The 14,405-nt window shown below is 63.2% G+C and carries 10 protein-coding genes; 4 read left to right on the forward strand and 6 right to left on the reverse strand.

Annotation, left to right across the window (positions count from 1 at the left end):
- Positions 1-26 precede the first annotated feature (26 nt).
- On the reverse strand, positions 27-1,706 hold the full coding sequence (locus CN673_RS04605) for an electron transfer flavoprotein-ubiquinone oxidoreductase (RefSeq protein WP_099865091.1): 1,680 nt from the start codon (positions 1,704-1,706) through the stop codon (positions 27-29).
- 169 nt (positions 1,707-1,875) lie between these two features.
- On the opposite strand from CN673_RS04605, the gene CN673_RS04610 reads away from it, so the two are divergent.
- Both CN673_RS04610 and CN673_RS04615 read left to right on the forward strand, forming a co-directional pair.
- The gene (locus tag CN673_RS04610) at positions 1,876-2,829 is read left to right on the forward strand and encodes a uracil-DNA glycosylase (RefSeq protein ID WP_245409788.1); all 954 of its coding nucleotides are present in this window, start codon (positions 1,876-1,878) and stop codon (positions 2,827-2,829) included.
- A gap of 165 nt (positions 2,830-2,994) precedes the next feature.
- Positions 2,995-4,263, forward strand: a complete 1,269-nt coding sequence (locus CN673_RS04615) for an MFS transporter (protein ID WP_099865092.1) — start codon at positions 2,995-2,997, stop codon at positions 4,261-4,263.
- A gap of 43 nt (positions 4,264-4,306) precedes the next feature.
- Here the strand turns inward: CN673_RS04615 and CN673_RS04620 are convergent, their stop codons facing one another.
- From CN673_RS04620 to CN673_RS04630, 4 genes are all read right to left on the reverse strand, one after another.
- Positions 4,307-5,242: a DMT family transporter gene (locus tag CN673_RS04620; RefSeq protein WP_099865093.1), complete on the reverse strand. Its 936-nt coding sequence runs from the start codon at positions 5,240-5,242 to the stop codon at positions 4,307-4,309.
- Positions 5,243-5,455: 213 nt separating this feature from the next.
- Entirely contained in the window at positions 5,456-5,596 is a 141-nt protein-coding gene (locus tag CN673_RS20695) for a type II toxin-antitoxin system RelE/ParE family toxin (RefSeq protein WP_114149036.1), read from the reverse strand.
- Positions 5,597-5,617: 21 nt separating this feature from the next.
- Positions 5,618-5,908, reverse strand: coding sequence for a ribbon-helix-helix protein, CopG family (locus tag CN673_RS04625; RefSeq protein ID WP_099865094.1), 291 nt, complete (start codon positions 5,906-5,908; stop codon positions 5,618-5,620).
- 51 nt (positions 5,909-5,959) lie between these two features.
- A complete protein-coding gene (locus CN673_RS04630) occupies positions 5,960-8,287 on the reverse strand; it encodes a xanthine dehydrogenase family protein molybdopterin-binding subunit (RefSeq protein ID WP_099865095.1) in 2,328 nt (775 codons plus the stop codon).
- A gap of 262 nt (positions 8,288-8,549) precedes the next feature.
- On the opposite strand from CN673_RS04630, the gene pepN reads away from it, so the two are divergent.
- Positions 8,550-11,195: an aminopeptidase N gene (pepN, locus tag CN673_RS04635; protein ID WP_099865096.1), complete on the forward strand. Its 2,646-nt coding sequence runs from the start codon at positions 8,550-8,552 to the stop codon at positions 11,193-11,195.
- Between the two features lie 118 nt (positions 11,196-11,313).
- Positions 11,314-13,692 carry a PAS domain-containing sensor histidine kinase gene (locus tag CN673_RS04640; protein WP_099865097.1) on the forward strand — a complete coding sequence of 793 codons (2,379 nt, stop codon included), beginning with the start codon at positions 11,314-11,316 and terminating at the stop codon, positions 13,690-13,692.
- 51 nt (positions 13,693-13,743) lie between these two features.
- Here the strand turns inward: CN673_RS04640 and CN673_RS04645 are convergent, their stop codons facing one another.
- Positions 13,744-14,307 carry an EF-hand domain-containing protein gene (locus tag CN673_RS04645; protein ID WP_099865098.1) on the reverse strand — a complete coding sequence of 188 codons (564 nt, stop codon included), beginning with the start codon at positions 14,305-14,307 and terminating at the stop codon, positions 13,744-13,746.
- Positions 14,308-14,405: the final 98 nt, after the last annotated feature.

A 14,405-nucleotide genomic window follows, 5' to 3' on the forward strand; every position in this document is an offset into this window, starting at 1 on the left:
AGGTTCTTAACTGCCCGCCTGAACGCTTACATGTTCTGGTAGACGGGACCTTCTCCGCCCTGGGGCGGAACCCAGTTGATGTTCTGGTTGGGATCCTTGATGTCGCAAGTCTTGCAGTGCACGCAATTCTGCGCGTTGATGACGAAGCGCGGCTCCTCGCCTTCGGCGTCCCACTCATAGACAGCTGCCGGGCAGTAGCGCGCAGACGGGCCGGCGTAGACGCGCCACTCGGAGTCCTTCTGCAGTTCCATGTCCTTGACCTGCAGATGGACCGGCTGGTCCTCCGCATGGTTGGTATTGGATAGATAGACCGAGGAGAGGCGGTCGAATGTCAGCACGCCATCCGGCTTGGGATAGTCGATCTTGCTGTGGGCCCTGGCGGGTTCCAGGCAGGCGTGATCGGGCTTGCCGTGCGATTGGGTGCCGAAGGGAGACCAGCCGCCGAAAATCGTCGTCAGCCACATGTCGAGACCGCCAAGAGCGACGCCGCCGAGGGTGCCGAGCCGCGACCAGAGCGGCTTGACGTTGCGCACCTTCCTGAGGTCCTTGCCAACGTCGGAGTCCCGCCAGGCGTTCTCGTAGCCATCGAGCGTGTCGTTGCTGCGGCCGGTGGCGAGCGCGTCCGCGACGTGCTCGGCTGCAAGCATGCCGGACAGCATGGCGTTATGAGAGCCCTTGATGCGCGGCACATTGACGAAGCCGGCCGAGCAGCCGATGAGCGCACCGCCAGGGAAGACCAGCTTCGGCACCGACTGGTAGCCACCCTCGGAGATCGCTCGTGCACCATAGGAAACGCGCTTGGCGCCTTCAAAGACGTCCTTGATCCGCGGATGCGTCTTGAAACGCTGAAATTCCTCGAAAGGCGAAAGGTATGGGTTCTTGTAGTTGAGGTGGACGACAAAACCGACGGCGACGAGATTGTCCTCCAAATGATAGAGGAACGAGCCGCCGCCGGTCTTGCGGTCGAGCGGCCAGCCGAAGGAGTGCTGGACGAGGCCGGGTTTGTGCCTGGAGGGATCGACTTCCCACAGTTCCTTGAGACCGATGCCGTATTTCTGCGGTTCGCGCTCGTCGGCAAGCGAAAACCTGCCGATCAGTTGCTTGGCGAGCGAACCACGCACGCCCTCGCCGATCAGCACATATTTTCCGTGGAGTTCCATGCCCGGCTGGTAGTTGGGTCCTTTCGAACCATCGCGCTCGACGCCCATATCTCCCGTCGCAACACCAACGACGGCCCCTTCGGCATCATAAAGGACCTCGGCGGCTGCAAAACCGGGATAGATCTCGACACCCAGTTCCTCCGCCTTGGCAGCGAGCCAGCGGCAGACATTGCCAAGAGACACGATATAATTGCCATGGTTGTTCATGAGCGGCGGCATGAGGGCATTGGGCAGCCGCATCGACCCTGCTGGGCCAAGCAACAGGAACTGGTCGTCGGTGACGGGGGTCTTGAAGGGATGGTCGGGGTCGCTGCGCCAATCGGGCAGCAACTGGTCGACGCCGATCGGATCGACCACGGCGCCCGACAGGATGTGCGCGCCGACTTCCCCGCCCTTTTCGAGCACGACCACGGTGAGATCGGGATTGCGCTGCTTGAGCCGGATGGCGGCCGACAGACCGGCTGGACCGGCTCCGACGATCACGACGTCGAACTCCATGCTCTCGCGCTCTACGCTTTCCTCGTTCTGCGAAGTCGTCTCGCTCATTATCAGCCCTCACCGGTCAAAAGCCGATCGCTCGATCGGCAATCCTCATCCATTCTCCATCGCAAAAGGTGGTGGCCTTGTCGACCCGATCGCCTGCGACGAATAACTTACCTTAACGTAAAAGTTAGTAACGCGTCGACATCGCTTTCCCTTTGCCTGGCATCCTGCGATGCCGTATCAACGCGCCATGGCGACACACGATCCCGCAGAATTTCAGCCGGGCCAGCTTGCGGCGCTCCTGCGCTTCTATGCCGATGCCGGTGTGGACTGTTTGATCGACGAGATGCCGCACGACCGGTTCGTCGACAGCGAGGCCGCGCGCGCCAGCCGTCCGGGGCCGATCGTCACGTCGGCGGAAGCGCAGCCATCGGCCGAACCAGGCGCTCGCGCCAAGACGGCAAGTGCCAGCGGGGCCCTGCCCGCTGCGGGACCGGGAAGTGGCCGGGTGATCCAGTCGTCTCCCACGCCGGCGATCGCCGTGCCCGACGAGGCGGCAATCACGGATGCGCGTGCGGCGGCGCGGCAAGCGACTTCGCTTGAGGAGCTGCGCGCCGCTCTCGACGCCTTCACCGGGTGCAATCTGCGCCACAGTGCCCGCAACACCGTTTTTGCCGACGGAAACCCGGATGCGGCGATCATGTTCGTCGGCGAAGCGCCGGGGCGCGAGGAGGATATCCAGGGCCTGCCCTTCATCGGCAAGGCCGGGCAGATGCTCGACAGGATGCTGAACGCGATCGGCCTCGACCGGACAAGCGCCTACATCACCAACATGATCTTCTGGCGCCCGCCCGGCAACCGGACACCGACGGCGCACGAACTGGCGCTGTGCCGCCCTTTCACCGAGCGACACATCGAACTGATCGACCCGAAGATCGTCGTTTTCCTCGGCAATGTTTCGAGCAAGGGAATGCTGGAGACGACGCGCGGCATTCTCTCGCTGCGCGGCACCTGGAGCGACTATGCCGTGGGCGAGCGCGTCTATCCGGCGCTTCCGACCCTGCACCCGGCCTACCTTCTGCGAAACCCGGCGCACAAGAAACTGGCCTGGAAGGACTTTCTTTCGCTCAGGGCGCGGATGGACGAAATGGAAATTCGGCCGCGGCCAGACATTCCATCAAGCTAAATTAGACCATCTCGCAAAAACGCCTGGGTTTGTCGCGAAACGGTTACGCGCCCGCCTTGTTTTCGTGCGATTTCGCAGGCAGGGCGCGACATCGGCCATCCCCTTCCGAACGGGTGGCCGCTTCGCTGACCCGCAACGAAAACAACAACACACAACGGCACGCTCATGGTCACCAACATCCTGCCGATCGCCAGCCTGCTTTTTTCGGCCTTTCTCATGCTGATGGCCGGCGGGCTCTCAGGCTACCTGCTGCCTCTTCGCGCAGTGGCGGAAGGCTGGTCGACATTGACGATCTCGATGATGGCGACCGGCTATGCCGTTGCGTTTACGGCAGGCTGCCTGCTGACACCACGCCTGGTGCTGCGGGTGGGGCATGTTCGCGTCTTCTCGGTTCTGGCGACGCTCATGTCGATCTCGCTTCTGCTCCACGCGCTGGTCATCCATCCCGTCGCCTGGATCGCGTTTCGCGCGGTGGCCGGCTTCTCGATCGCCGGTGGCTACATGGTCATCGAAAGCTGGCTCAACGAACGCGTGACGAACGAAACGCGCGGCGGGGTTTTCTCGGTCTATATGACGATATCGATGCTCGGCCTGATGATCGGGCAATTCACCGTTCCGCTCGGCGACATGATGACCGCATCGCTCTTCATCGTCAGCGCGATCGTCTACAGTTTCGCGGTCATCCCGACCGGCCTTTCGAGCGCGCAGTCGCCGCAGCCGCTGAGCCAGGTGAAACTCGACATCCGCAAGCTCTTCCGAAATTCTCCCGCCTCGGTCGTCGGCGCGATCCTGGCGGGCGCCATCGCCAGTTCCTGGAGCAATCTCGGCCCGGTCTATTCCCAGCAGAACGGACTGACGACGACGGAGGGCGCGGCCATGCTCGCGGCGGCGATGATCGGCGGCGCCGTTTTCCAGATCCCGCTCGGGCGCGCCTCCGACCGCATGGACCGGCGGTATGTGATGATCTTCGCCGGCCTCGTTGGGCTGACACTGTCGCTCGCCGCCGCCCTTCTCGGCGCAGACAACCGCCTCGTCTTCTTCACGGCCATGTTCCTTCTCGGCTCGGTTCTCTTTCCGATCTATTCGCTCAATGTCGCGCATGCCAACGACCATGCCGACCCCGACGCCTTCGTCGAGGTCTCGAGCGGCCTCCTCATCATCTACGGCTTCGGCACGATGGCCGGACCGATCGTGACCGGTGGCGTCATGGATCTGATTGGGCCATCGGCCCTGTTCATGACGATTGCGGGCGCGTTCGCGCTCTATGCGCTCTACGCGTTCTATCGCACCACGCGTCGGCCGATGCCGAGTGCGGACGATCGATCCGATTTCCGGGCGATCCCGTTCGGCACGGGCGAGACCCCGCAGACCTACGAGCTGGATCCACGCGTGGATATGGCGGCGGAGCAGGAAGGAGCCGTCGCCGACAGATAGGCGGCGGCGTTGGGGCCGAGGCTTCGGGCCAAGTCTGCTCGGATCAGCCTTGCGGCGTCACCAGCTTGCGGGCGCCGCGGCGCTCCAGCCCCAGCCTGTGTTCACGCCAGATGATGTAGATGCCGGCCCCGACGACGATCATCGTTCCCACCAGCATCCAGAGCGTCGGCACGTCGTCGAAAAGGACATAGCCGATGGCGATTCCGAGAATGATGGACGTGTATTCGAAGGGCGCGATCGTAGAGACATCGGCGTAGCGATAGCACTGGGTCAAAAGGATCTGCCCAAGGCCGCCGAAGAAGCCGGCACCGATGAGCAGCGCGGCGCGACCCGCGTCAAGAGCGGCCCACCCGAAGGGCATGGACAGGAGCGCCAGGACCGTCGCCGAAAGCGAGAAATACAGCACGATCGTCGGCGTGCGCTCCGACTTGATCAGTCGGCGCACCAGGATCATCGCCACGGCGCCGAGCGAGGCCGAGACGAGCACCGCCACGACGCCAAGCGCCTGCTCCGTACCGCCCGCCCCGCTGTCGAAAAGCGTCAGGCGGGGCCAAGAAATGATGACGACACCGACAAGGCCAACGAGCACCGCCGTCCAGCGGTAGACCCGCACCACTTCGCCCAGGAAGACGGCGGCAAACACCACCGCGAGCAGCGGCATGGCGTAGCCGAGCGCGATCGCATCCGGCAGGGGCAGCTTCGTCAGGCCATAAAAGCCGCACGCCATTGAAGCGACCCCGACGATGCCGCGCAGGATGTGTGACAGCGGATCGGATGTCTGGAATGCCGTGCGCAGCTGGCCGCGCATGGCGAGATACGCGAGAATCGGCACCATCGCGAAAAGTGAGCGGTAGAAGACAATCTGACCGGCCGGGATGCCCTCGCCCGCGGCCTTGATGCAGGTCGACATTCCGACGAAGACGGCCACCGATGCGACCTTGAGCACGATGCCTGTGGTTGCCTCCCGGTCGGGCAGCATAGCGGCGGGAGCCGAGGCTGCTTCAACCTTTGCGGCTGGCGGCGCGGGCTTTTCTGGCGCGGACTCTTTGTCTGGCCTGGGTGCGGCGGTCACGGGCTTGTCTCGGGGCGGCCATCGCCCGCGTTTCGTGATAGCGGATTCGCCCCGCGCGTGACGAATGAAATCGTAAGGCTGGCTGGCGAATGTCTTCATCCGTGGTAATGGCAGGGATATTCAGAAGAGGCCGTCCTCTGGCGGCCACTGCCGCGCCGTGTGGACGACTGCCGTCACCTGTACCCTGTCGTCGCGCACTTCGTAGACCACGCGATAGCTTCGATGAGGAATGATTTCGCGCGTGCCTTTGACGACGGTCATCCTCGGCCTCGGGTGCCCATATTACCTCCACTGGGGCGTGGCTTCCCGCTGTTTGTGAAGGAGCCGATCGATGTCGGTCATCACGTCTTCATGCGAGCGGAATCGACCGTGCCGCAGCGATTCGCGCGCGCGCTCCACCTTGCGGCGGAGGAATGCATCGTAGCCGGGTTCCGGTTCTTCCTGCGGCTCATGGCTTTCGAGCGCCAGGCGCAGCAACTCGCCCGCAAGCGCCGATACGGACATGCCCGCCTTGTCGGCCTCCTCGCGGAGCCGGCTTGCAAGATCGGCGTCGACTTCAATCGTCTCAACCATGGCTCGGGTCATATGATCAACTCCGCTTTCATAAGCGATGTGATGCTAGCATTATCCCAGCGTCGGCGAAACAGAACCGCCGGCGCCGTCGATCAGAGCCCATAGGCGGTCAGGTGTCGCCGGCATTTCGACGTGACGGATGCCGAGCGGCTTTTCGAGTGCGTCGATGATGGCGTTCATGACGGCGGGACATGCTCCGATCGTGCCGGCCTCGCCCGCGCCCTTGATGCCCATTGCGTTGGTGGTGGAGGGCACATTTCGGGTGCTGAAGTCGATGAATGGCACCGTGTCGGCCCGCGGCATCATGTAGTCCATGAAGGATGCCGTGATGAGCTGGCCATCCTCGCTGTAGACGGCCTGTTCGCCGATGCACTGGCCAATGCCCTGCACCACGCCGCCATGGACCTGGCCCATCAGGAGCACCGGGTTCACGGTCAGCCCGAAATCGTCGACGATCGTGTATTTGAGGATGTCGAGCTGGCCGGTCTCCTCGTCGATCTCGAGTTCGACGATGTGCGTTCCGTTCGGATAGGTCGCCTCGTCCTGCTTGATATCGGAGACGGCCTTGAGATCTTCGGGGTCGCTCGCAGCCTTCGCCACATCGGCAAAGCTGATGACCCGGTCCGTTCCGACGATCCTCGCCTCGCCATCGACGAGTTCGATGTCGTCCGGTCCGGCCTCCAGTTCATCGGCGGCGAGCTTGCGGATCTTTTCGGCCAGAACCTCGCTGGCCTGGGAGACCGAAACGCCGCCGAGCGGAATCGAACGGGATCCGCCGGTGCCACCGCCCGAGGCAAGTTCATCGGTGTCGCCCTGGCGCACGATGATCTTGTCGAAATCGATGCCGATCTTGTCGGCGACGAACTGGCTGTAGGCGGTCTGGTGTCCCTGGCCGTTCGCCTGGGTCCCGATGAACAGCGTGACCGTGCCATCGCCATTCAGCCTTACATGCGCCGGTTCGGATCCGGCAAAGGCGCAAGCCTCGATATAGGTCGCCATGCCGATGCCGCGCAGCTTGCCCTTTGTCTTTGCCTCGGTGCGGCGTGCCTCGAAATCGGCCCAACCGGCATTTTTCATGGCCTCGCTCATGTGGCCTTCGAACTCGCCGACATCGTAGGATCGGCCGCCGGGTGTCCTGTACGGAAACTGGTCTGGACGAATGAAGTTGCGACGCCGCAACTCGTCCGGCTCCATGGCAAGATCACGGGCACAAGCATCCACCAGACGCTCGATGAGGAACGCCGCCTCCGGCCGGCCGGCACCGCGATAGGCATCGACCGGCGTCGTGTGGGTGAAGATGCCACGGATCGAAAGATCGAGATTCTGGATGTCGTAGACACCGGTCGCCATCGACGCGCCGAGGATCGGGATCATTGGACCGTAGGTGTGCAGATAGGCGCCCATATTGGCGTCGATCTCGATCCTGAGGCCGATGAAGCGGCGATCCTTGTCCATCGCCATGGAGGCCCGCACGAGATTGTCGCGGCCATGGGCGTCGGCGAGGAAATGCTCGGTTCTGTCGCTGGTCCATTTGACCGGATGGCCCAGTTTGCGCGCCGCCTCCATGGCGAGCGGATATTCGCGATAGTTGAAGCCCTTGGTGCCGAAACCGCCGCCGACGTCGTGCGTGACGACACGGATCTTGTCAGCCGGCATGTCGAAGACGTGGTTGGCCAAAGTGTTGCGAATGCCATGAACGCCCTGCGAGCCCACGGTCAATGTGAAGCGTTCGTCAGCGCCATCCCACTCCGCGAGGCAGGCGCGCCCTTCCATGTAGTTGCAGACGAGACGGTTGTTGATGAAGGCAATCGAAGTGACGTGGTCGGCGGCGTCGAACGCCCGCTTCGTTGATTCCTTGTCACCGTTTTCGAACAGGTAGACCTGGTTGGAACCGAGTTCGGGCCAGACGAGTGGCGCATTTTCATCCAGCGCGGTCGCGAGGTCGACCTGCGCATCATCGAATTCGTAATCGACCTCGATCAGCTCGGCGGCATCCTGGGCCTGCGCCAGTTCGTCGGCGACGATAAATGCGACCGCGTCACCGACATGGCGCACATAGCCATCGGCGAGAAGCGGAATGTCGCGGATCGGATGCTCCTTGCCGTCGGGCTGCTTGACCTTGGCCTGGCACTTCACGGGTCCGAGATGTGCAACGTCGGCTGCAGTCAGCACGAGGCGCACGCCCGGCGCATTGCGCGCAGCATCAAGCGAGCCGATCGAAAACGCGCCTGCAGCCTGCGGGGAACGCAGGACATAGGCGTGCAGCGCGCCGTCACGCTTCAGGTCGTCGGTAAAGCGGCCCTCGCCTTTCAGGAGCGTCAGATCTTCCTTGCGCAGCGCAGACGCACCCACTCCGAACTTCGGTGTAGCGATATTCATGAAGCTGTCCTGTTGTCTTGGTCAAGCGATGAGGCCGCGGTCGCGGCGTGACGTGGTGCCCGCCGGAGCGGCGAGCGACGGGCTCTCCTGTCTTAAGTTAAAATGGAGCAGCGAAATGTCGAGTGCCCCCGGCAAAATTCTCGCCGCAGAATGCGGGTACAAGCGTCGCGGCCTTCCCTCCAATCGGGCGTTTCTATAGGAAAGGCCTTGGGCCAGAACCCCTAAAAGCCCAGCATGACGAGAAGAAGGAAAAGGTCGAGCGATGCGTACTGACACCGGCCAGGTGTTCCATCTGGAAGACTATCGCCCAACGGATTTCATCATCGATGCCGTGTCGCTGACGTTTCGGCTCGCGCCGCAGGCGACCCGTGTCATCAGCCAGCTGACGCTGCGGCGACGGCCCGGGGCGGCCTCGGACGCGCCGCTGGTTCTTGATGGCGATGGGCTCAATCTCGTGTCGCTTGCCATCGGCGATGCGCCGGCCGAGAAGCAGCGCTACACGGCCACGCCCGAAATGCTGACGGTGCACGACCTGCCCGAAAGCGAGACGTTCACGCTGACCGTCGAGACCGAGATCGATCCTTCCGCCAACAGCCAGCTCATGGGCCTTTATCGCTCGTCGGGCGTTTATTGTACCCAGTGCGAGGCGGAGGGTTTTCGCCGTATCACCTATTTCCTCGACCGCCCCGACGTTCTATCGGTCTACACCGTGCGCATGGAAGCCGAGACGAAGGACGCGCCGCTGCTTCTGTCCAACGGCAACCCGGTGGAAAGCGGCGATCTCGGTAACGGCCGGCATTTCGCCGTCTGGCACGACCCGCATCCCAAGCCGTCCTATCTGTTCGCGCTCGTCGCCGGCGACCTCGGGGTCGTCGAGGACGAATTCACCACCATGACCGGAAAGCCGGTGGTGCTGAAGATCTTCGTCGAACACGGAAAGGAAGCGCGTGCCGCCTACGCGATGGATGCGCTCAAGCGCTCGATGCGCTGGGACGAGGAGGTGTTCGGACGGGAATACGATCTCGATATCTTCCAGATCGTCGCGGTCTCGGATTTCAACATGGGGGCGATGGAGAACAAGGGGCTCAACGTCTTCAACGACAAATACGTGCTTGCCGACCCTGACACCGCAACCGACCAGGACTACGCCAACATCGAGGCGATCATCGCCCATGAATATTTTCACAATTGGACAGGAAACAGAATCACTTGCCGGGACTGGTTCCAGCTTTGCCTCAAGGAAGGGCTGACGGTTTACCGCGACCACGAATTCTCGGCCGATCAGCGCTCGCGGCCGGTCAAGCGTATTGCCGAGGTGCGTCTTTTGAAAGCGCATCAGTTTCCCGAGGACGCCGGCCCGCTGGCCCATCCACCGCGGCCGGTGACCTACAGCGAGATCAACAATTTCTATACGGCGACGGTCTACGAGAAGGGCTCGGAAGTGGTCCGGATGATCCGGACCATCCTCGGCGCCGACGGTTTCCGCAAGGGCATGGACCTTTATTTCGAGCGCCACGACGGTGAGGCGGCGACGATCGAGGACTTCATCAAGGCGTTCGAAGATGCCAATGACGCCGATCTTTCGCAATTCGCAATCTGGTATCGGCAGGCCGGCACGCCCGCGGTCAGCGTCTCGCTGCATCATGATGCGAATGCCGCACGACTAACGGCTGAATTCGAACAATCGGTGCCCCAGACGCCGGGCGAACCAACCAAGAAACTCATGCACATACCACTGCGGTTTGCGCTTCTGGACGAGGATGGCAGCGAAGCGGCGACAGATGCCGTCAAGGGCGCGCGGATCGAGGGCGACGTGCTGCACCTCACCGAACGTCGCCAGAGCGTTGTCTTCGAAGGGGTTGCGCGGCGTCCGGTCCTCTCGCTCAATCGTGGCTTCTCCGCGCCGATCACGCTCAATTTCCAGCAGACGAGCGAGGATCTCGCGCATATCGCACGCCATGAGAGCGATGCATTCGCACGCTGGCAGGGCCTCAACGATTTTGCGCTGCGCGTCCTGATCGAGGCGACCCGCCAAGCGGACGGCAACAAGCCGATCGCTTGCGATCCGCTGCTCGTCACGGCGCTTGTCGAGACGGCCGCCGACGATCGCCTGGAGCCTGCCTTCAGGGCGCAGGCGCTGACGCTGCCGAGCGAGGCGGACGTGGCACGCGAAATCGGCAACAACATCGATCCCGACGCCATCCACCGGGCGCGCGACATGATTGCGGCCGACATCGCCAAAAAAGGTGCGGACGTTTTCCGCACCATTTTCGAGGCGATGTATGACGGACGCACCTTTTCACCGGATGCCGATAGCGCCGGCCGGCGCGCATTGCGCAGCGTTGCCCTGCATCACCTGTCGCTGGCCGAGGGCGATCCGGCGCGCGCATTCCAGGCGTTCGGCAAGGCCGACAACATGACCGACCTTAGTGGTGCCCTGTCGCTCCTCGTGCATCACTTTCCCGAGACGCCGGCGGCGCGCGAGGCGCTGGAGGCCTTCGAGAAACGGTTTGCGGCCGACCCGCTGGTTATCGACAAATGGCTGACCGTGCAGGCCACCTCCCCCGGCCCGGCAACCCTTTCGAGGGTCAAGGCGCTCATGGAAACGCGGCACTTCTCGCTGTCGAATCCCAACCGGGTTCGCGCGCTGATCGGCGCTTTCGCGGCGGGCAATCCGACCGGCTTCAACCGCGCCGACGGCGCCGGCTATGTGTTCCTCGCCGAACAGGTGACGGCGCTCGACGGCAAGAACCCGCAGGTCGCGGCACGGCTTTTGACAGCCATGCGGTCATGGCGATCGCTGGAGCCCGTGCGACAGGCGCATGCAAGCGATGCGCTCCGGTCGATCGCGCAAAAGGAGCCGCTTTCCACCGATGTTCGCGACATCGTCAAACGAACCCTGGGTTGAAATTTTGCGCGCCATCCACTTCGCCCAACTTTCCTCTGGACAAGCGGAATCAGCTTTGATTCATTGAGTCAGATTCGGAGATGCGGTAGCCGAATCGGTCCAGGGGAAAGCGGGATTCATGGCGGAGGCGCAACCGACACGCGCGGCCGAAGGGCTGCGTTTGCCCAAGTTTCGGGGAACGGGGTCGTGGGAGGCCGGGCTGGCTGGACACGCCAAGCTGTTCGCCAAACCGACCTATCGGCACCTGGTGCAGGCCGAGCCGTTCCTGAAGCGGTCGATACCCATTCTCATCGTCGCGTTCCTGGCGCTTGTCGCGGCGGCGCGGTTCGTCGATCTGATGCATGGGCGCGAAGCGGCGCTGGAGACGGCCGAGCAGGCTACCCTGCTGACGGCCACTGCAACGGCGGCAATCTTTGCCGAAAAGACCGCGATCGGCGAAGAAGGCCGGTTTTCCACCGAAGCACGACTGAACCGGCTCTTGCCGACCGATCATCTGGAAGACGGCCGGCTGGTTCTCGTCGGCGATGCCGGTGGGCGCATCCGCGGCGCGACGGCGGCCGGTTCCAATTTCGTCGGCGGCTCGGTTCATACGCTGGCGCCTGAAAATTCTCCGCTGTGGCGCTTCGGACGCCGCGCCGGCGTGACCCAGACAGAGCATGGCGGTCAGACCTATCTGATGGCGCTCACCCACCTGCCGGATGCGGCCGGCTCGGTCATCGTCATGTCGCCCACGCAGCCGATCATGGAAGACTGGCGCCGCTCCGTTTCTTTGAACGTGACGCTGTTCGCCGCGACTTCCGCCGTCCTCCTGGTGCTTCTCTACGCCTATTTCAGCCAGGCGACGCGGGCGCGGGACGCCGACGACATCTACATGGAATCGCACATGCGGGTCGATACCGCGCTGTCACGCGGGCGGTGCGGCCTTTGGGACTGGGACATGGCGCGCGGGCGCATGTACTGGTCGCGGTCGATGTACGAGATGCTGGGGCTGCCCCCACGCGATTGCGTGCTCTCCTTCGGCGATGCGATCCGGCTGATGCACCCGGACGACAGCGACCTTTATTCCATCGCCCGGTCGATCGCGCGGGGCGAGACGAAGCAGGTCGACCAGGTCTTCCGCATGCGCCACGCCGACGGGCACTATGTCTGGATGCGGGCGCGCGCGCAGGTCATCGACCGCTCGTCGACGCAAACCCACCTGATCGGCATCGCCATGGACGTTACCGAGCAGCACCGGCTGGTCCAGAAAACCGCGGAGGCCGACCAGCGCCTGTTCGAGGCGATTGAGAGCACGTCGGAAGCCTTCGTCGTGTGGGACAAGAACGATGAACTCGTCCTTTGCAACTCCAACTACCGCAAGATCTATGGCCTGCCGGACGAGGTTCTGCAGCCCGGCACGCCGCGTGCCAATGTCTATGCCGCATCCACCCGCCCGGTGATCGAGCGGCGCATGGCCGATGGCGCGACCGAGCAGCAGTCGCAGACCAGCGAAGTGCAACTGGCCGACGGGCGCTGGCTGCAGATCAACGAGCGGCGCACGCGCGATGGCGGCCTTGTCTCGGTCGGCACCGATATCACCCAGTTGAAGCGTCAGCAGGAACGCCTTGCTGAATCGGAAAAGCGTCTGATGGCGACGATCGGCGATCTATCGAACTCGCGCGTCAAGCTGCAGCGCCAGACCGTCAAGCTCAGCGAGCTCAATGCAAGCTATGCGGCGGAGAAGGAAAAGGCGGAAGCCGCCAGCCAGGCGAAATCAGCGTTCCTGGCCAACATGTCGCACGAATTGCGCACGCCGCTCAACGCGGTGATCGGCTTCTCCGAAATCCTTCAGAACGGGATGTTCGGACCGCTCGGATCGGAGAAATACGTCGAATATGCGCGCGACATCCACAATTCCGGATCGCATCTGCTCGGCGTGATCAACGACATCCTGGACATGTCGAAGATCGAGGCGGGCCAGATGAAGCTCGACCGGGACGCGATCGATCTCGCGCCGCTGATCGAGGAAACGATGCGGCTGACGGCGATTCCGGCGGAGAAGAAGCGGATCATCGTGCATCAGAAGGTTCAACCCGGCCTTGCGCTGCCGGCAGACCGGCGCGCCATGAAGCAGATCCTGCTCAATCTCCTGTCGAATGCCGTGAAATTCACTGGCGAGGGCGGCGAGATCGCCGTGAGTGCCCGCAAGGTCTCGGGCACGGTCGTTCTGTCGATCGCCGATTCCGGCATCGGCATCCCGAAGTCGGCCTTGAAGAAGATCGGGCAACCCTTCGAGCAGGTCCAGAACCAGTTCTCGCGGACCAATGGCGGGTCGGGTCTCGGGCTCGCGATCTCACGGTCGTTGACCGAACTGCATGGCGGGACGATGCGCATCAAGTCGCGCGAGAATGTCGGAACGATCGTCTCGATCCGCATTCCCGTCACCGATCAGCCTAAGCGCCCTGCCCTCATCTCCTTCGCCAATGAAACCGGCGCATTGGAAGCCTGGGTCGCCTAAAGGCCCGGCCAGACTACTGGCCGGGCGCCTTCACATTCGCTTGGATCGGGCTCAGCGGCTGTGATGCCAGCCCATGCCACCCTTGTGGTGACCACCCATCCGGCCGTGACCGGCTCGCGGGCCCATGCCGCGGCGCTGCATTTCCTCGCCGGACAGCACACCATCGTCGTCGCGATCCATGAGAGCGAAGCGCTTTTCCTGCTGGCGCTCCAGTTCCGCTACGGTCACTTCGCCATCGCCGTCGATGTCGAAACGGCGCAGAAGACGAGCCTCGCGGCGCTCCTGACGACGCTGTTCGATCGCGCCGGTGATTTCTTCCATGGAGAGAACCCCGTCGCCATCCTCGTCTGCATCGATGATCCATCCAAGACGGCGCTCGCCGAATTCCTCGACACTGATATCGCCCGACCCGTCCGTGTCGAGGCGCCGGACCATACGATCGGCCCGTCGACCGGGACCGCGCATCCCAGCGGCGGCGTCGCCTTCGCCAGCAGGTTCGGCGACCGAGGGCGCCTCGGCATCGTCGTTGCTCTGCGCCTGTGCGATGGCGAAGCTCGACGTGCCGGCCAGCACGGTGATCAACAGGACAAGGGCGGATTTCTTTGCAATCGTCATCGGTCTTTAGCTCCTTGAAGCCTCGGCAAAGGCCAAGGCAGCGGATGTCCGCGCATGCGCAGGACATCGGTTGCACCGGTCGCCCGGCAGATCAGAAC

It is taken from the genome of Neopararhizobium haloflavum, assembly GCF_002750855.1.
In the GTDB taxonomy this organism is placed as follows: Bacteria; Pseudomonadota; Alphaproteobacteria; order Rhizobiales; family Rhizobiaceae; genus Georhizobium; species Georhizobium haloflavum.

What these genes read in the sequence shown, in the direction of transcription:
- CN673_RS04605 (WP_099865091.1), bottom strand. Translation starts at nt 1,706, where the DNA reads ATGAGCGAGACGACTTCGCAGAACGAGGAAAGCGTAGAGCGCGAGAGC.
- CN673_RS04610 (WP_245409788.1), top strand. Translation starts at nt 1,876, where the DNA reads ATGCCGTATCAACGCGCCATGGCGACACACGATCCCGCAGAATTTCAG.
- CN673_RS04615 (WP_099865092.1), top strand. Translation starts at nt 2,995, where the DNA reads ATGGTCACCAACATCCTGCCGATCGCCAGCCTGCTTTTTTCGGCCTTT.
- CN673_RS04620 (WP_099865093.1), bottom strand. Translation starts at nt 5,242, where the DNA reads ATGCTGCCCGACCGGGAGGCAACCACAGGCATCGTGCTCAAGGTCGCA.
- CN673_RS20695 (WP_114149036.1), bottom strand. Translation starts at nt 5,596, where the DNA reads ATGACCGTCGTCAAAGGCACGCGCGAAATCATTCCTCATCGAAGCTAT.
- CN673_RS04625 (WP_099865094.1), bottom strand. Translation starts at nt 5,908, where the DNA reads ATGGTTGAGACGATTGAAGTCGACGCCGATCTTGCAAGCCGGCTCCGC.
- CN673_RS04630 (WP_099865095.1), bottom strand. Translation starts at nt 8,287, where the DNA reads ATGAATATCGCTACACCGAAGTTCGGAGTGGGTGCGTCTGCGCTGCGC.
- pepN (WP_099865096.1), top strand. Translation starts at nt 8,550, where the DNA reads ATGCGTACTGACACCGGCCAGGTGTTCCATCTGGAAGACTATCGCCCA.
- CN673_RS04640 (WP_099865097.1), top strand. Translation starts at nt 11,314, where the DNA reads ATGGCGGAGGCGCAACCGACACGCGCGGCCGAAGGGCTGCGTTTGCCC.
- CN673_RS04645 (WP_099865098.1), bottom strand. Translation starts at nt 14,307, where the DNA reads ATGACGATTGCAAAGAAATCCGCCCTTGTCCTGTTGATCACCGTGCTG.